Source organism: Priestia sp. P1_B12_1, assembly GCF_056406695.1.
Map to the genome: position 1 here is coordinate 1 of NZ_JBFTZR010000033.1, position 16038 is coordinate 16038.

Below are 16038 nucleotides of genomic sequence, written 5' to 3' on the forward strand. Positions count from 1 at the left end.
GCGCAAGCTAGTAAGATCCCTGAAAGATGATCAGGTTGATAGGTCAGAGGTGGAAGCGTGGCGACATGTGTAGCTGACTGATACTAATCGATCGAGGACTTAACCAAATTTTAAAAGCGTAAGCTTTACTCAGCGAACTGTTATCTAGTTTTGAGAGAGCAATCTCTTRTCTGGTGGCGATAGCGAAGAGGTCACACCCGTTCCCATACCGAACACGGAAGTTAAGCTCTTTAGCGCCAATGGTAGTTGGGACTTTGTCCCTGTGAGAGTAGGACGTTGCCAGGCACTTGAAAAAAGACTAGCTATTTTAGCTAGTCTTTTTTTGTATGTTCATTTAAGTAACAAGAAATTAAGTAAGGAATCTTTTGAGCTGTAACCTCCAGGAATCTCAAGATAAATGGGTAATCTTTCGAAGAGTATGTATGCAATAATTCATACCACCACTCCGTTTCATAACGTGAAATCATACTTAAATTATAAAGTAATAAGTAATGTGCCAACATCTCAGGGAAATATAAGCAGCTATCTTTTTCCAAGGGCGCATGCAGCGTGTTATCTTGGAAATTGTACATAAAAGGTGAACAATTATATAAACGGCTTGAAGGGTCAAGAATACGTACCTGATCTTCTGACAGAGACAATGATAGACGGGAACGCTCTTTTAAAAAAGAGTAGAGCCTTTCGTGATTCATATGATAACACCGTGTAACTTGTTCAGGAATAGACAAAGAAGTAGCTGGAAGCAATCCAATAGTTGTTAAATGGGAAAATGACCTAGTACCCAAATTTAAAAATAATGTATCTAATTCTGGTACGCACGACAACAGGTAATTCATTGTATATTTACTACCTTCTAGTTGTTTCACATGAAACAATTCTTCTCCTACTTGTGAAAACAAACCGCTTTTTTGGATCTTAACTTCATCATCTAAAAAATCATAACTTTGTTTTTTTCTTTTTCGTGTTGATACTCCATGTGCTAACACCGCCGTATTCTCTGGATATACGGGATTTTGTGTTAACAAACAGGCTTTTAACAGCTGTGACATTCCATAAAATAATAAAACTGGTTGAACTGATACAGGAGATTGTGCCGCAACTTGATAATAATTTTTACTGTGTTCCAAATAATAAATAAAGGGGTAACTGTTTTTAAAGCTATGTTGCTCTGCATCGCTATAATTCAATTTTTGATAGCGCTTTTTTAAAAAGTCTTGTACAAAAGGAACGGAGAAAAATAAATTGTAGGACGTCCAAACATCATTAAATTTATGCAACTAAATCACCTTTTCTTTTTATTAGAATTATCTGATATCTAGTGAAGTTATTGACAGGTACATATCTGCTTGTTAATCTACTAATAATATTCTGTCGTTTAAAGGAGGATTCTATAATGTGGGAAAGCAAATTTTCTAAAGAAGGCTTAACATTTGATGACGTTTTACTGGTGCCAGCAAAATCTGAGGTATTACCTAAAGACGTTGATATGAGTGTTGAACTAACAAAAACATTAAAATTAAAGGTGCCGTTCATCAGTGCAGGAATGGATACAGTTACAGAAGCTGAAATGGCTATTGCGATGGCTAGACAAGGTGGTTTAGGTATCATTCACAAAAACATGTCGATTGAACAGCAAGCAGAACAAGTTGATAAAGTAAAACGTTCTGAAAGTGGTGTTATCACGGATCCTTTCTTTTTAACTCCTGAAAACCAAGTATTTGCTGCTGAACATTTAATGGGCAAATATCGTATCTCAGGTGTGCCGATTGTCAACAACGAAGAAGAACAAAAACTAGTTGGAATCCTTACAAATCGCGACTTGCGTTTTATCCAAGATTATTCAATGCAAATTGCTGATGTAATGACAAAAGAAGAATTGGTTACTGCTCCAGTAGGAACGACTTTAGAAGAAGCAGAGAAAATTCTACAGCAATACAAAATTGAAAAGTTACCTCTTGTAGATGACAATGGCGTATTAAAAGGCCTTATCACAATTAAAGACATTGAAAAAGTAATTGAGTTTCCAAATGCAGCTAAAGATCAACAAGGTCGATTATTAGTTGGAGCAGCTGTTGGCGTAACAGCTGATTCAAACGTTCGTATCGAAAAATTAGTACAAGCTGGCGTTGATGTTATCGTTATTGATACAGCGCATGGACATTCACAAGGCGTTTTAGATACGGTAAGCAGCATTCGCGAGGCATATCCAGAGTTAAATATTATTGCTGGTAATGTAGCAACTGCTGAAGGTACAAAAGCATTAATTGAAGCAGGAGCAAACGTAGTAAAAGTAGGAATTGGACCTGGTTCAATTTGTACAACTCGTGTTGTAGCTGGTGTAGGCGTTCCACAAATTACAGCAGTATATGATTGTGCAACTGAAGCTCGTAAGCACGGTGTAGCTATTATCGCAGATGGCGGTATTAAATACTCTGGAGATATTGTAAAAGCACTTGCAGCTGGTGGACATACAGTAATGCTAGGAAGCCTTCTAGCAGGAACGACAGAAAGTCCTGGAGAAACAGAAATCTACCAAGGTAGACGCTTTAAAGTGTACCGTGGAATGGGTTCTGTAGGAGCTATGGAAAAAGGAAGTAAAGATCGATACTTCCAAGAAGATAATAAAAAATTAGTTCCAGAAGGTATCGAAGGACGTTTGCCTTACAAAGGACCTGTAGCAGATACTTTATATCAAATGATCGGCGGTTTACGCGCAGGAATGGGTTACTGTGGTTCAGCTAACTTAGAAGCGTTACGTGAACAGGCACAATTCATTCGTATGACTGGAGCAGGTTTAAGAGAAAGCCACCCACATGATGTACAAATCACAAAAGAATCTCCTAACTATTCTATGAGATAATCATGAATGTTTAAAAAACACGTTTCCCTATTAGGGAAACGTGTTTTTTATGTCATGGATCATGAATGTAACAGTACTTCTTTATCTATTTTTTTAAATTTTAGTATGATAAAATTACATTTATGTGAGTTTACGTTTGGAGGGTATAGAGTGAGAAACGCAGTACAGAAACAATTAATTTGTGTCATTGCTGTTATGTTAATGGCCAGCGTATTTTTTGTCTCTACACAAGCATCAGCTGCTCCTAAAACAGATGATATTGGCGTTGAAGCAGATGCAGCGATCTTAGTAGAGGCAAGTACGGGGAAAGTATTATACGGGAAAAATACGGATGCTTTATTAGGTATTGCAAGCATGACAAAAATGATGACAGAATACCTAGTATTAGAATCCATAAAAGATAAGAAATTATCTTGGGATCAACGTGTGCCAGTTAGTAAATATGCAGCTAAAATTTCTCAAGATTATGGATTATCGAATGTACCGTTAATTGAAAACCAAAAATACACGGTGAAAGAATTATATGATGCCATGGCTATTTATTCAGCTAATGGAGCTGCAATCGCTTTAGCTGAAGCTGTCAGTGGTTCTGAAGAAAACTTTATTAAGTTAATGAACGAAACGGCAAAAAGATTAAATATGGGTGAATCAAAATTTGTCAATTCCACAGGTCTTTCTAATTCTCTGTTAAAAGGAATGTATCCAAAAGGAACGAAGGAAGAAGATGAGAACCTTCTATCGGCTCGGGCAGTTGCTACCCTTGCTTATCACTTAATTCATGATTATCCAGAATCTTTGGAAGTAGCTAAAACTCCTTCTAAGATGTTTAGACAAGGGCAACAAGGCGAAACAAAAATGAACAATTGGAACAAGATGCTCCCAGGTTTTTCAGCTGCCTACAGCGGCGTAGACGGTTTAAAAACTGGCCATACAGATTTTGCAGGTCAATGTTTCACTGGGACTGCAGAGCGTAACGGGGTAAGATACATAACAGTTGTAATGAATGCTAAGGAAAACGGCAAGTCTACGGAAGCTGCTCGTTTTTCCCAAACAAAAAAGATATTGGATTATGCTTTTAGTCATTTTCAGTTAAAAGAAGTAGTGCCTGCTAACGGCGAGATTAAAGGGCATGAAACAATTAATGTTGCTAAAGGAAAATCAAAAGAAGCTTCCGTTTCTCCAAAGAATTCGGTAAAGATTATTACCGAAAAAGGTCAAAAAGATCATACTAAAATCAACTTTAAGTTAAACGATAAAGTTATGAACGATCAAAAAGTTGTTGCTCCTATTAAAAAAGGAGAAACAGTTGCTTATGTCAGTGCAACAAACAGCAATCTTAAAGATTTAGGCTATGTAGGAGGTCAAACTACAGATAGCATGACGCCGGTTGTGACAAACGAATCTTTTGAAAAAGCTGGATGGTTCTCTCTCGCTATCCGCAGTATTGGCAACTTCTTCAGCGATATTTGGATGAATGCTGCAAATACAGTGAATAACTGGTTTTAATGATAACTCAAGAGAAAGAAGAGATACTACAAGAGAGTATCTCTTCTTTTTATTTTTAGATTTGTTTGTATATAATCTATAAATTAGATAGGAATTTTCCGAAAAATGCGGTAAAATAGACACTAAGTTTTGAATTTTGTATATACACTAAAAATTATTGTGAAACACTTGATACAGGAGGAAGACAAACATGAATAACATTACAGGTACTGATCGTGTAAAACGAGGAATGGCGGAAATGCAAAAAGGTGGCGTTATCATGGACGTTATCAATGCAGAGCAAGCAAAAATTGCAGAAGCAGCAGGCGCTGTTGCTGTTATGGCATTAGAGCGTGTTCCAGCTGATATCCGTGCAGCAGGCGGCGTGTCTCGTATGGCAGACCCAACAATTGTTGAAGAAGTGATGAATGCTGTGTCCATTCCAGTTATGGCAAAAGCTCGTATTGGCCATATTGTTGAAGCACGCGTGCTAGAAGCGATGGGTGTAGACTACATCGATGAAAGTGAAGTGTTGACTCCAGCTGATGAGGAGTTTCATTTAAATAAAAATACATTTACGGTTCCATTTGTGTGCGGTTGCCGTGATCTTGGCGAAGCATCTCGTCGTATTGCTGAAGGAGCTGCAATGCTTCGTACAAAGGGAGAACCAGGGACAGGAAACATTGTGGAAGCAGTGCGTCATATGCGTCAAGTAAATGCTCAAGTACGTAAAGTTGTGGGCATGGACGAAGATGAGTTAATGACAGAAGCTAAACTATTAGGTGCACCTTATGAGTTATTACTGCAAATTAAACGTGAAGGTCGTTTACCGGTTGTAAACTTTGCAGCAGGCGGCGTAGCAACACCAGCAGACGCAGCGTTAATGATGCAGCTTGGAGCAGACGGTGTGTTCGTTGGATCAGGAATCTTTAAATCGGACAACCCTGAAAAATTTGCGCGAGCAATCGTGGAAGCAACAACACATTATCAAGACTATGAACTGATTGCAAACTTATCAAAAGGGTTAGGAAGTGCAATGAAAGGGATTGAAATTTCATCATTATTACCAGAAAACCGCATGCAAGAGCGTGGATGGTAATTTAAAGGGAGTTTTGACAAAATGGTAAAAGTAGGCGTGTTAGGATTACAAGGTGCCTTTCGCGAGCATGCACAAGCATTAGAAGCAGCAGGCGCTGAAGCCATTATCATAAAAAAAGTTGAACAGCTAAACGAAATAGATGGTTTAATCCTACCGGGCGGCGAAAGCACAGCGATGCGTCGTCTGATTGACAAATATGACTTTATGGAACCTCTTCGCCAGTTTGCACAAGCAGGTAAACCGGTATTTGGTACGTGTGCGGGTTTAATTTTACTCGCAGGACAAGTCGTTGACCGTGAAGAGCCCCATTTAGGTGTTATGGATATTATGGTAGCTCGAAATTCGTTTGGGCGTCAACGGGATAGCTTTGAAGCTGCCCTAAATATTAAAGATATCGGTGAAGATTTTATAGGCGTATTTATCCGTGCTCCGCATATTGTAGAAGTAGGAGAAAACGTTGAAGTCTTAGCCATGCATAACGACCGAATCGTTGCGGCAAGACAAGGTCAATTCTTGGGATGTTCGTTTCATCCAGAATTAACAGATGATGCTCGCATGGCGCAGTATTTTGTAGCAATGGTTGAAGAAGCTTCAAAAAAACCTGTATAAATGAATTGCATCTTGTACAGACTTGTAGTACATTATGATTAATAAAAATGATATTGGTATAAAGCGTTGATAGGAAATAGTAATAAGATTTTTGATTTCAAGAGAGTCGATGGCTGGTGTGAATCGATAATCAATTCTTATGAATCCGTCCTGGAGCAAGCTGTCGAAAAAGTAGTAGGCAGTTTCGGTTCATCCGTTATCTGGTTTAAGAGGAAGGCTTATTTTAGCTTTCAATTAGGGTGGCAACGCGGGTAAACTCTCGTCCCTTTCATGGGGATGAGAGTTTTTATTTTGCCCTTTTATACTAAAGGAGGTACTAAGTATGTTAGATTTAAAATTTTTACGTGCTAATTTTAATGAAGTAAAAGAAAAGCTCAAGTTTCGTGGCGAGGACTTAACGGACTTAGGTCGCTTTGAAGAGTTAGATGTAAAACGCCGTGAGCTAATTGCTCAAACAGAAGAGTTAAAAAGCAAGCGAAATGAAGTATCACAGCAAATTGCACAATTGAAGCGTGAAAAACAAGATGCTGATCACTTAATCGTTGAAATGCGTGAAGTAGGAGACCGCGTAAAGCAATTGGATGAAGAGCTTCGCAGCGTTGAAGAAGAATTAGAACGATTGCTGCTTTCAATTCCTAACGTTCCACATGAAAGTACGCCTGTAGGTGAAACTGAAGATGATAATGTAGAAGTTCGTAAATGGGGAGAAATTAAACAATTTGATTTTGAACCAAAACCGCATTGGGATTTAGGAACAGATTTAAATATTTTAGATTTTGAAAGAGCTTCGAAAGTAACGGGAAGCCGCTTTGTATTTTATAAAGGGCTAGGTGCAAGATTAGAACGCGCCCTTATTAACTTTATGATGGATTTACATATGGATGAGCATGGTTATGAAGAAATCCTTCCTCCATATATGGTAAATCGTACAAGCATGACGGGAACAGGGCAACTTCCTAAATTTGAAGAAGATGCCTTCAAGATTAAAGAAGAAGATTATTTCTTAATTCCTACAGCTGAAGTACCAGTTACAAATTTGCATCGTGATGAAATTTTAAGCGGAGATCAGCTTCCAATTGCTTATACAGCGTATAGTGCTTGCTTCCGCTCAGAAGCAGGCTCTGCAGGAAGAGATACACGTGGGCTTATTCGTCAGCATCAGTTTAATAAAGTAGAACTTGTTCGCTTTGTTAAGCCAGAAGATTCTTATGATGAATTAGAAAAATTAACGGGCCATGCTGAAAAGGTTCTTCAACTATTAGGTTTACCTTACCGAGTGCTAAGCATGTGTACAGCTGACTTAGGTTTCACAGCAGCCAAAAAGTATGATATTGAAGTTTGGATTCCAAGTTATGAAACGTATCGTGAAATTTCTTCTTGTTCAAACTTTGAAAGCTTCCAAGCTCGCCGTGCTAATATTCGCTTCCGCCGTGATACAAAAGCAAAACCAGAGCATGTTCATACACTAAACGGTTCTGGCTTAGCAATTGGCCGTACGGTAGCTGCAATTTTAGAAAACTACCAGCAGGAAGATGGATCAATTCAAATTCCAGAAGTGCTGCGTCCTTATATGGGAAATAAAGAATTTATTTCTAAATAAAAAATAGAAGATGTTCATTGAGGATTAATCCTTAATGAACATCTTTTTAAAAAAAATCAATAAAAGAGTTGACTTTATTATTTTTATATGATAAATTAATACTTGTCGATACGGAGGAATACCCAAGTCCGGCTGAAGGGATCGGTCTTGAAAACCGACAGGGGTGTTAAAGCCCGCGGGGGTTCGAATCCCTCTTCCTCCGCCATATTTGACTTATAATGCAATTAACATAGCGCGATAAATTGGAGATTGGAAAACCGTTACTTATAAGTAACGGTTTTTTATTTGTTAAAAATGCCGCTTTAATAGATAAAGCGGCATTTTTTTATAGATGACGACGTTTTAACTTTTCATTATGTTGTAAAAAGCGAGCTACTTTTTCCACAATTGATTCAATTGAATCAGGATCCTTGATAAGGTCGTATTCTCTAATATCTAAACGAAGAATAGGGCAAGCCGTAAAGTTATTAATCCAGTCTTCGTATCGGGCGTGCATCTCTTTCCAATAATCAAGAGGCGTTTGCTGTTCCATTGGTCGCCCTCTTTCTTGAATGCGATCTACAATATCTTCGAAGCTGCCTTCCAAATAAATAAGCAGATCCGGATGAGGGAAATATGGAGTCATAACCATTGCATCGAACAAGCTTGTATATGTTTCATAGTCTACTTTAGACATCGTTCCTTTTTCAAAATGCATCTTAGCGAAGATACCGGTATCTTCGTAAATGGATCTGTCTTGGATGAAGCCGCCGCCATACTCGAAAATTTTCTTTTGTTCTTTAAAGCGTTCAGCTAGAAAATATACCTGTAGGTGAAAGCTCCAACGTTCAAAATCCCCATAAAATTTGTCCAGGTAAGGGTTGGAATCTACTTTTTCAAACGATGTGCGAAATTGGAGAGCATCAGCCAATGATTGAGTCATTGTAGATTTCCCAACTCCAACTGTGCCCGCTATCGTCAACACAGCATCATTAGGAATGTTGTATTTCGATCGTAAGTTTACCATTACATACTCCTTTTTAACATACTCTCTTGAACCTCTGATAAGATTCTATTTAAGTGTTGTTTATTTTGTACAAAATCTATTTCATCACCGTCATAACGTAAAATGGTTACATCAGGGTTATTTTGTTCAAACGCCGTCATAGCCTTTTCATAATCATCACTTAGCCTCGCAAGGTAGTGAGGATCGATGTTTCGTTCAATTTCTCTTCCGCGCATTTTAATACGCTTTAACAAGGTATCTAAACTGGCATTTAAATAAATAATAATGTTCGGAGCTGGCATATCAGCCGTTAAGATGTGGAAGATTTGTACATATTTTTTATACTGTTCATCTTTTAACGTTTGCTCAGCAAAAATCATGTTTTTCATAATATGATAATCTGCTACAACAGGTTTTTTATAAGATAAGAACCCTTTTTGAATATCCTCCAATTGCTTATATCGATTACATAGAAAAAACATTTCGGTTTGAAAACTCCACTCGTTGATATTTTCATAAAATTTCCCGAGAAATGGATTTTCATCTACGATTTCTTTTAAAATTTCGAATTGAAATGCTTGTGCAATCTCTTTAGCTAGAGAGGTTTTTCCGACACCGATGGGTCCTTCTACTGAAATAAAAGGTGTGCCTTGCATTCATTTGCCTCCTTCATGACCACTCGTTCAAAAAAAACAGACAAAAAATATTTTAACATAGAGAAGGAGAATAAGGGGAAAAGAAATTTCTTTCAGTAAGAAGAATAACAAAAAGCCTACTGTTCACAGTAAGCTTTCCCTATTTATGGCTGTGTCACTCTTTTTGTAATTTTGAAGTTGTCTTCAATCAAGAGCCAGTTTTGCGGGAAGTCCAGGCCTAGTTTCCAGTAGGCCATTCCTCTAAGTTTTAATTCTTTGATTAAATTAAACTTGGCCTGAATAGACCTAGCGTCTTCAAACCATACTTCGTGGGTGCGCTGCTGTTCATCTTTATACCGGAAGAAAGGAGCTTGTGCTTTATCGTCGTATTGAATCGCTACTTTATAGCGAGCTGCCAACTCAATAGCTCGTTGAGGACTAATGGCTTTGGCATATTCTCCTCCTGGTTTGTAAGGAAGTGTCCAATCGTAACCGTATAGGTTTTGACCCATGATAATTTTTGAACTAGGTATTTCAGATACTGCATATTCTAAAACATCACGTACGGGACCAATAGGAGAGACGGCCATAGGAGGCCCACCGCTATATCCCCATTCATATGTCATCGGAACAACGAAGTTAGCAATCTCTCCAATGGCTTTATAATCATGTGCTTCATACCATTTGCCTTTTTGATCTCGACTTGTTTTCGGAGCTAAAGCCACAGACATAAGAAGTTGCTCATCTTGAAGCCGCTTTTTTGCTTTCTGTAAAAATGCAATATAGGCTTCTTTATCTGCCGGACGCAAAAATTCGAAGTCAAAATGAATGTCTCTGAAATTTTGTTCTTTCGCTGTTTTTACAATATTATTTAAGAGCGTATCTTGAGCGTCTTTATTATTTAAAATTGCTCGGCCGACTTCGTCACTGAATGCACCATTTTCAATATTAGCCAATACCATTAAGAAAATGACGTCATTTTCTTTAGCAATAGAACCTAAATTGTTAAGTGGAGGTGCCTTTAGAGAACCGTCTTTTTGCACTTCGAAGTTCGCTGGCCCGAGATAAGTAAGGTATTTTGCATTTTGATTAATCATTTTCTCTGTTTGAGGAGTGATTTTTCGATTGCTTGTTTCAACATACCCTAAAAACTCACCGTTTCTTTTGTTTGGAGAAGGGGGAATTAAGATGCGGCGGCCAGGTGTTAAGGGTGCTGTAACTGAAACATTGTTCGCATTGGCAATAGCCTGATAGCTAACGCCTAATTTTCTTCCTATCTTCCATATAGTGTCCCCAGCTTTTACTGTGTAGTAAGTACCGTTGATTGGAATAACCATAGATTGCCCGATGACGAGTTGACTTGGATTAGGTAATTCATTTGCTCTTATAATTTTCCCTGCGTCAATGCGGAACTGTTTTGCAATACTATATATACTGTCACCTGCTTTAACAGTGTAAATTTGCATAATAAAAAGCCTCCATTTCATATGACTTACTTCCATCATATGAGAAGGCTTTTTACTTAATTCATCAACTCGGTATGTTTGCAAATACGAGCATTTAATACATTATGCATCATTCTCAAAGCAAAGGTATTGTCTTCATCTGCGTTTGAAGCAATACAATCTTCAGGCACAATTAAGTTATACTCACGCATATAAGCATCGTTGGCTGAAAAAAGCACGCATATATTTCCCGCAATTCCTGTTAAAATAAGTGTATGCACATCGAGCTGTGATAGCAAAATATTTAAAGCTGTCCCATAAAAGATAGAATGCTTTGGTTTAATTAAGAAGTAATCAGCGTTTTGTGGTGAAATATGATGTAGAATAGGTGAGCTTACCTCATTTGTACAGTGTGTTAAAATGGTTTCTAAGTTTGCTTGCCATAGCTTATAGTGGTCATTCACATAGATAATAGGGATATGTTGAGACGATGCGTACTGTTTTAACTGGGCAATGTTTTGAGCAATGGTTAAAGATTTTTCAGCAAGTATTTTGCCGTTTTTAAATTGGAAATCGTTTAGCATATCAATAATAATTAAAGCAGTTTTAGCATTCTTCACACAAGGTCTCTCCTTTTCCTGATGTACATAGTAAATAGTTTGACTCAGAAAAAATATAATATGTAAGGTTGGATAAAAAGTGTTAGATGATGAAAAGTATATGAGGTTGGCAATTGATGAAGCATTAAAAGCCAAAGATAAATTAGAGGTTCCCATTGGAGCAGTTATTGTTCAAGATGATGAGGTGGTTGCTTCAGCTTATAACTTACGAGAAACAGAACAGCGATCAGTTGCTCATGCGGAACTTTTAGCAATTGATGAAGCATGTAAGAAACTAGGAACATGGAGATTGGAAGACGCTACGTTATATGTCACCTTAGAACCATGTCCGATGTGTGCAGGTGCTATTGTATTATCAAGAGTAAAAAGAGTTGTGTTTGGAGCTTATGATCCTAAAGGTGGCTGCGCAGGAACATTGTTAAACTTATTAGAGTTTGAAAAGTTTAATCATCAAGCAGAAGTAGTAGGAGGTATGCTAGAAGAAGAATGCGGGAGCCTCTTAACTACCTTTTTTCGTGAGTTGCGTCAACGAAAAAAGGCTGGAAAATAGCGCTGAACAAGTAAGTTTTCTATAGCAGTTGCATTTTTGAATGAAAAGACGTATACTTGTAAATGCATCAACTTGATGCCCAAACTATTGGTTTCAACTTTGCCGTGCTAAGCGGGGAGGTAGCGGTGCCCTGTACTCGCAATCCGCTCTAGCGAGGCCGAATTCCTTCTTGAGGTTAGCTCATCTTAGGGCCTGCCTTAAGTAAGTGGTGTTGACGTTTGGGTCCTATGCAATGGGAATCTGTGAACCCTGTCAGGTCCGGAAGGAAGCAGCAGTAAGCAGAACCTCTCATGTGCCATGGGGTCGCCTGAACCGAGCTAACTGCTTAAGTAACGCCTGGGGTGGCTAATCGACGGAAGGTGCACGGCAGTTATATACATAAGTTTAGTCTACTCTGTTGGAGTAGGCTTTTTATTTTATCTCTCACTATTTTGAAAAAAAACCTCATAATACGCTATAATGATAACTAATGAATTATATTAAAAGGAGAGGATGTAGTGGCATATCAGGCTCTGTACCGTGTATACCGTCCTCAAAGCTTTAACGACGTAGTCGGTCAACAACATATTATCAAAACACTTCAAAATGCCCTTGTCCAAGAGAAATTTTCGCATGCGTATTTATTTTCTGGGCCTCGAGGGACAGGAAAGACAACAGCTGCTAAAATTTTAGCGAAAGCCGTTAACTGTGAAAAAGCACCCATTGCTGAACCCTGTAATGAATGTGCAACTTGTCTGGGAATTACTGATGGTTCCATTTCTGATGTAATTGAAATTGATGCAGCTTCTAATAATGGAGTCGATGAAATTCGAGATATCCGTGATAAAGTAAAATATGCACCTAGTGCTGTTCGATACAAAGTGTACATTATTGATGAAGTTCATATGCTTTCAATTGGAGCTTTTAACGCTTTATTAAAAACGTTAGAAGAACCTCCTGCACATGTTATCTTTATTTTAGCTACAACAGAGCCGCATAAAATTCCATTAACGATTATCTCTAGATGTCAGCGCTTTGATTTCAAACGCATTTCGCCAGAAGATATCGTATATCGAATGAAGGAAGTATTAGGTTCTGAAGAGCTAGAAGTAAGCGAGGATGCTCTTTACGAAATTGCGAAAGCTTCAGAAGGCGGCATGCGTGATGCACTTAGTCTTTTAGACCAAGCTATCTCGTATAGTACGGAGAAGGTGAGCTTAGAGGATGTTCTATCCATAACAGGAGCAGTATCACAGGCTTTTATTGTGAAGATCGTCCAAGCTATCTTTAACGAAAACATTGTAGAAGCGCTAGACTCTGTTGAAAGTTTGATCAAAAACGGAAAAGATCCAGCGAGGTTTGTAGAGGACCTCATCTTCTATTATCGTGATGTTCTGCTTTATCAAGCTTCTGAAGAAAATGCATATTTACTTGAAAAAGCAGCGGTTAACGAAGAGTTTAAAGAACTGAGTTCAAAAATGGATAGTGCTTTTATTTATAAAGTCATTGCTGAATTGAACCAAACTCAGCAAGAGATGAAATGGAGCAATCATCCTCGAGTGCTACTTGAAGTAGCTTTAGTAAAATTAGCTCAAAGTTCTACAAATCAAGAGAGTGCTCTTCCATATCAAGACATTTTACAAAAAATGAATCAAATGGAAGCAGAACTGCAGCAGTTAAAAGAAAAAGGCATTCAAGTTGATCATACAGCTCAGGCAGCGCAAACAGAGAAAAAACAGACAAGACAGTCAAGAAGTCAGTATAAAACGCCTGTTGGGAAGGTAAATGAAGTTTTAAAAAATGCCACTCGGCAGAATTTAGAAACGATTAAGCGATCCTGGGCGCAGGTGTTAGACACATTGAAACAACAAAATAAAGCTTCACATGCAGCGTTGTTATCTAACAGTGAACCGGTTGCGTCTTCAGATCAATCATTTATACTTAAATTCAAATATGAAATTCATTGCAAAATGGCTTCTGAAAATAACAACAATGTACGTGATAATTTAGAGAATATCTTATATACTTTAATTGGCAGCAAGCGTGAAATGGTTGCAATTCCAGAAAGTGAATGGGATAAAGTAAGAGAAGAGTTTCTTCAAGGACAGCAAAGCGATGGGTCATCAGGTCAACCACAGGAGGAAGACCCTGTGGTTGCGGAAGCGAAAAAGCTATTTGGAGAAGACTTAATCGAAATTCAAGAGTAAATTTAGGAGGAATGTTCATATGATGAAAGGCATGGGCAATATGCAAAAAATGATGAAACAAATGCAAAAAATGCAAAAAGATATGCAAAAAGCGCAGGAAGAGTTAGCTGAAAAAACTGTTGAAGGTACAGCTGGCGGCGGAATGGTAACAGTTGTAGTTAACGGTCAGAAACAAGTAATTGATGTAAATATTAAAGAGGATGTAGTAGATCCTGAAGATATTGAAATGCTACAAGATTTAGTACTAGCAGCAACAAATGACGCATTAAAACAAATGGACGATTTAACAAATAACACAATGGGTCAATTTACAAAAGGTTTAAATATTCCAGGACTTTAATAAGGTGGTTGCCACGTGCATTATCCAGAACCAATATCCAAGCTTATAGATAGTTTTATGAAGTTACCCGGCATTGGTCCAAAAACAGCTGTTCGCTTAGCGTTCTTTGTTTTATCTATGAAAGAAGATACAGTATTAGATTTTGCAAAAGCATTAGTCAATGCGAAGCGAAATTTAACCTATTGTTCAGTTTGCGGACATATCACAGATCAAGATCCTTGTTACATTTGTCAAGATCAGCGCAGAGAGCGAAATGTGGTATGTGTCGTGCAAGACCCTAAGGATGTCATTGCAATGGAGAAAATGAAAGAATATAACGGCTTGTATCATGTCCTGCATGGCGCAATTTCACCTATGGAAGGAATAGGGCCTGAAGATATCAAAGTACCAGAGTTATTAAAAAGACTTCAAGATGATGAGATTCAAGAAGTGATTTTAGCCACTAACCCGAATATAGAGGGCGAAGCTACGGCTATGTATATCTCTAGGCTCTTAAAGCCGACAGGAATTAAAATTACTAGAATTGCTCATGGGTTACCCGTTGGAGGAGACCTTGAGTATGCAGATGAAGTAACATTATCTAAAGCCCTAGAAGGTAGAAGAGAAGTATAACGAGGTACTCGCATATGTTTTTTAAAAGAAAAGGTTGGTTACGCAAAGAGTATGATGATGAATTTGTGAAGACTTTTATGCAAGTAAAGCAGGAATGGAGTCACAAAACTTCAATGGTAGAAAGAAGTGTAGATCCTTCAGAAGAGGTAATGGTAGATATTCGATTAGCCAAAATGAAGTATCTTTTTCTATTAAAAGAAGCCAAGCATCGAAATATTTCAATTAACAGGATGTCATAGAGGCATCCTGTTTTGTTGTCTTTATAAAATAAGGATTTCTCTCCGTGAATAGTGCTTTTTTTGAATGCTTGGACATACATATAAGGTAACTTATCTGCTTTAAGAAGGAGGCAACATGCTAAATCATCCCATTGTAGTTGTGTCTTTTTTAACAGGACTAATCATTCTACTCTTAGTAACAGGTGGTGTTGAAAAAATGCTTCGAGTCATTGGAAATTTATCGATTAAGCTGATTATTGGCGTTCTGCTGCTTTTCTTTATTAACATCTTTGGGGTACAGTTCGGTATTCATATCCCTATTAACTTCCCCACAGCCATTGTTTCAGCTATTTTAGGTATTCCAGGAATAGCTGCCTTACTTGTTATTAATAATTTCATATTATAATTTGGACGAATATCCAAAATAAAAGTTTTCTGGAATCTTTTCGAGAAAACTTTTATTTTTTTTGAAAAAGTTGTTGACCAACAAGTTAACAGATGTTATATTTATATACGTCGCTAAGACAACAACAAAAAAATAACTCAAAAATAACTTAATGAAAAAAGTTGTTGACAAGTTATTGTCGAGGTGGTAAGATAAGAAAGTCGCCTTGAGACAAGAGTTCTTTGAAAACTGAACGAAATAGTAAACGTCAACGTTAATTTTTATTTTTTAAATGAGCAAGTCAAACATTTCTTCGGAGAGTTTGATCCTGGCTCAGGATGAACGCTGGCGGCGTGCCTAATACATGCAAGTCGAGCGAACTGATTAGAAGCTTGCTTCTATGACGTTA

The 16038-nt window shown here is 37.8% G+C and carries 16 protein-coding genes, 1 tRNA gene, 3 rRNA genes, 1 other RNA gene and 1 other annotated feature; of the genes, 16 read left to right on the forward strand and 5 right to left on the reverse strand.

The annotated features are described in order from the left end of the window. Together AC1D0Y_RS28645 and rrf are read left to right on the forward strand one after the other, a co-directional pair. Nucleotides 1–107: ribosomal RNA gene (locus AC1D0Y_RS28645) — 23S ribosomal RNA — on the forward strand; the annotation flags it as partial. 62 nt (nucleotides 108–169) lie between these two features. Beyond that, nucleotides 170–285, forward strand: a 5S ribosomal RNA gene (rrf, locus tag AC1D0Y_RS28650). A 26-nt stretch (nucleotides 286–311) separates the two neighbouring features. On the opposite strand, the gene AC1D0Y_RS28655 is transcribed toward rrf, so the two are convergent. Further along, nucleotides 312–1277, reverse strand: coding sequence for a YaaC family protein (locus AC1D0Y_RS28655; protein WP_028410381.1), 966 nt, complete (start codon nucleotides 1275–1277; stop codon nucleotides 312–314). A 116-nt stretch (nucleotides 1278–1393) separates the two neighbouring features. Here AC1D0Y_RS28655 and guaB point away from each other — a divergent pair, with 116 nt between their 5' ends. The 6 genes from guaB (at nucleotide 1394) to AC1D0Y_RS28685 (ending at nucleotide 7858) form a co-directional block, all read left to right on the forward strand. After that, nucleotides 1394–2860: an IMP dehydrogenase gene (guaB, locus tag AC1D0Y_RS28660; protein ID WP_013081319.1), complete on the forward strand. Its 1467-nt coding sequence runs from the start codon at nucleotides 1394–1396 to the stop codon at nucleotides 2858–2860. A gap of 150 nt (nucleotides 2861–3010) precedes the next feature. Next, nucleotides 3011–4366, forward strand: a complete 1356-nt coding sequence (locus AC1D0Y_RS28665) for a serine hydrolase (protein ID WP_060745916.1) — start codon at nucleotides 3011–3013, stop codon at nucleotides 4364–4366. Between the two features lie 190 nt (nucleotides 4367–4556). Then, nucleotides 4557–5444 (forward strand): pyridoxal 5'-phosphate synthase lyase subunit PdxS, encoded by an 888-nt coding sequence (pdxS, locus tag AC1D0Y_RS28670; protein WP_013054829.1) that lies wholly within the window; start codon nucleotides 4557–4559, stop codon nucleotides 5442–5444. 21 nt (nucleotides 5445–5465) lie between these two features. Continuing rightward, nucleotides 5466–6053, forward strand: coding sequence for a pyridoxal 5'-phosphate synthase glutaminase subunit PdxT (gene pdxT, locus AC1D0Y_RS28675; protein WP_060745917.1), 588 nt, complete (start codon nucleotides 5466–5468; stop codon nucleotides 6051–6053). Between the two features lie 57 nt (nucleotides 6054–6110). Further along, nucleotides 6111–6323 (forward strand) — a binding site (T-box leader). A 52-nt stretch (nucleotides 6324–6375) separates the two neighbouring features. Further along, the gene (serS, locus tag AC1D0Y_RS28680; protein ID WP_060745918.1) at nucleotides 6376–7653 is read left to right on the forward strand and encodes a serine--tRNA ligase; all 1278 of its coding nucleotides are present in this window, start codon (nucleotides 6376–6378) and stop codon (nucleotides 7651–7653) included. A gap of 112 nt (nucleotides 7654–7765) precedes the next feature. Further along, nucleotides 7766–7858 (forward strand) — tRNA-Ser (locus tag AC1D0Y_RS28685). A gap of 120 nt (nucleotides 7859–7978) precedes the next feature. On the opposite strand, the gene AC1D0Y_RS28690 is transcribed toward AC1D0Y_RS28685, so the two are convergent. From AC1D0Y_RS28690 to AC1D0Y_RS28705, 4 genes are all read right to left on the reverse strand, one after another. Continuing rightward, the gene (locus tag AC1D0Y_RS28690) at nucleotides 7979–8659 is read right to left on the reverse strand and encodes a deoxynucleoside kinase (RefSeq protein WP_013054832.1); all 681 of its coding nucleotides are present in this window, start codon (nucleotides 8657–8659) and stop codon (nucleotides 7979–7981) included. Beyond that, a complete protein-coding gene (locus tag AC1D0Y_RS28695) occupies nucleotides 8659–9294 on the reverse strand; it encodes a deoxynucleoside kinase (RefSeq protein WP_028410386.1) in 636 nt (211 codons plus the stop codon). Before AC1D0Y_RS28695 ends, AC1D0Y_RS28690 begins: the two co-directional genes overlap by 1 nt. A gap of 143 nt (nucleotides 9295–9437) precedes the next feature. After that, nucleotides 9438–10739 carry a glycoside hydrolase family 18 protein gene (locus AC1D0Y_RS28700; RefSeq protein WP_098334887.1) on the reverse strand — a complete coding sequence of 434 codons (1302 nt, stop codon included), beginning with the start codon at nucleotides 10737–10739 and terminating at the stop codon, nucleotides 9438–9440. Between the two features lie 56 nt (nucleotides 10740–10795). Beyond that, complete coding sequence (locus tag AC1D0Y_RS28705; RefSeq protein ID WP_028410388.1) at nucleotides 10796–11338, reverse strand: cysteine hydrolase family protein; 543 nt, start codon at nucleotides 11336–11338, stop codon at nucleotides 10796–10798. 79 nt (nucleotides 11339–11417) lie between these two features. Between AC1D0Y_RS28705 and tadA the strand changes: the two genes are divergently transcribed. The 8 genes from tadA to AC1D0Y_RS28745 form a co-directional block, all read left to right on the forward strand. Then, a complete protein-coding gene (gene tadA, locus AC1D0Y_RS28710) occupies nucleotides 11418–11888 on the forward strand; it encodes a tRNA adenosine(34) deaminase TadA (protein WP_098434020.1) in 471 nt (156 codons plus the stop codon). A gap of 102 nt (nucleotides 11889–11990) precedes the next feature. Further along, nucleotides 11991–12255, forward strand: an RNA gene (ffs, locus tag AC1D0Y_RS28715) — signal recognition particle sRNA large type. 130 nt (nucleotides 12256–12385) lie between these two features. Beyond that, nucleotides 12386–14074 carry a DNA polymerase III subunit gamma/tau gene (gene dnaX, locus AC1D0Y_RS28720; protein WP_477708330.1) on the forward strand — a complete coding sequence of 563 codons (1689 nt, stop codon included), beginning with the start codon at nucleotides 12386–12388 and terminating at the stop codon, nucleotides 14072–14074. Nucleotides 14075–14093: 19 nt separating this feature from the next. Next, a complete protein-coding gene (locus tag AC1D0Y_RS28725) occupies nucleotides 14094–14414 on the forward strand; it encodes a YbaB/EbfC family nucleoid-associated protein (protein WP_013081327.1) in 321 nt (106 codons plus the stop codon). Nucleotides 14415–14429: 15 nt separating this feature from the next. Continuing rightward, nucleotides 14430–15026 (forward strand): recombination mediator RecR, encoded by a 597-nt coding sequence (gene recR / locus AC1D0Y_RS28730; protein WP_013054839.1) that lies wholly within the window; start codon nucleotides 14430–14432, stop codon nucleotides 15024–15026. A gap of 14 nt (nucleotides 15027–15040) precedes the next feature. Further along, complete coding sequence (locus tag AC1D0Y_RS28735) at nucleotides 15041–15265, forward strand: YaaL family protein (protein ID WP_013054840.1); 225 nt, start codon at nucleotides 15041–15043, stop codon at nucleotides 15263–15265. Nucleotides 15266–15380: 115 nt separating this feature from the next. Then, nucleotides 15381–15650 carry a pro-sigmaK processing inhibitor BofA family protein gene (locus AC1D0Y_RS28740; RefSeq protein ID WP_028410391.1) on the forward strand — a complete coding sequence of 90 codons (270 nt, stop codon included), beginning with the start codon at nucleotides 15381–15383 and terminating at the stop codon, nucleotides 15648–15650. A gap of 289 nt (nucleotides 15651–15939) precedes the next feature. After that, nucleotides 15940–16038 (forward strand): 16S ribosomal RNA (locus AC1D0Y_RS28745); the annotation flags it as partial.

Bases quoted from the DNA above. Each gene is read 5' to 3' on its own strand.
- pdxS (WP_013054829.1), top strand. From the start codon at position 4,557: ATGAATAACATTACAGGTACTGATCGTGTAAAACGAGGAATGGCGGAA.
- AC1D0Y_RS28700 (WP_098334887.1), bottom strand. From the start codon at position 10,739: ATGCAAATTTACACTGTTAAAGCAGGTGACAGTATATATAGTATTGCA.
- AC1D0Y_RS28735 (WP_013054840.1), top strand. From the start codon at position 15,041: ATGTTTTTTAAAAGAAAAGGTTGGTTACGCAAAGAGTATGATGATGAA.
- AC1D0Y_RS28740 (WP_028410391.1), top strand. From the start codon at position 15,381: ATGCTAAATCATCCCATTGTAGTTGTGTCTTTTTTAACAGGACTAATC.
- pdxT (WP_060745917.1), top strand. From the start codon at position 5,466: ATGGTAAAAGTAGGCGTGTTAGGATTACAAGGTGCCTTTCGCGAGCAT.
- AC1D0Y_RS28725 (WP_013081327.1), top strand. From the start codon at position 14,094: ATGATGAAAGGCATGGGCAATATGCAAAAAATGATGAAACAAATGCAA.
- serS (WP_060745918.1), top strand. From the start codon at position 6,376: ATGTTAGATTTAAAATTTTTACGTGCTAATTTTAATGAAGTAAAAGAA.
- AC1D0Y_RS28690 (WP_013054832.1), bottom strand. From the start codon at position 8,659: ATGGTAAACTTACGATCGAAATACAACATTCCTAATGATGCTGTGTTG.
- AC1D0Y_RS28695 (WP_028410386.1), bottom strand. From the start codon at position 9,294: ATGCAAGGCACACCTTTTATTTCAGTAGAAGGACCCATCGGTGTCGGA.
- guaB (WP_013081319.1), top strand. From the start codon at position 1,394: ATGTGGGAAAGCAAATTTTCTAAAGAAGGCTTAACATTTGATGACGTT.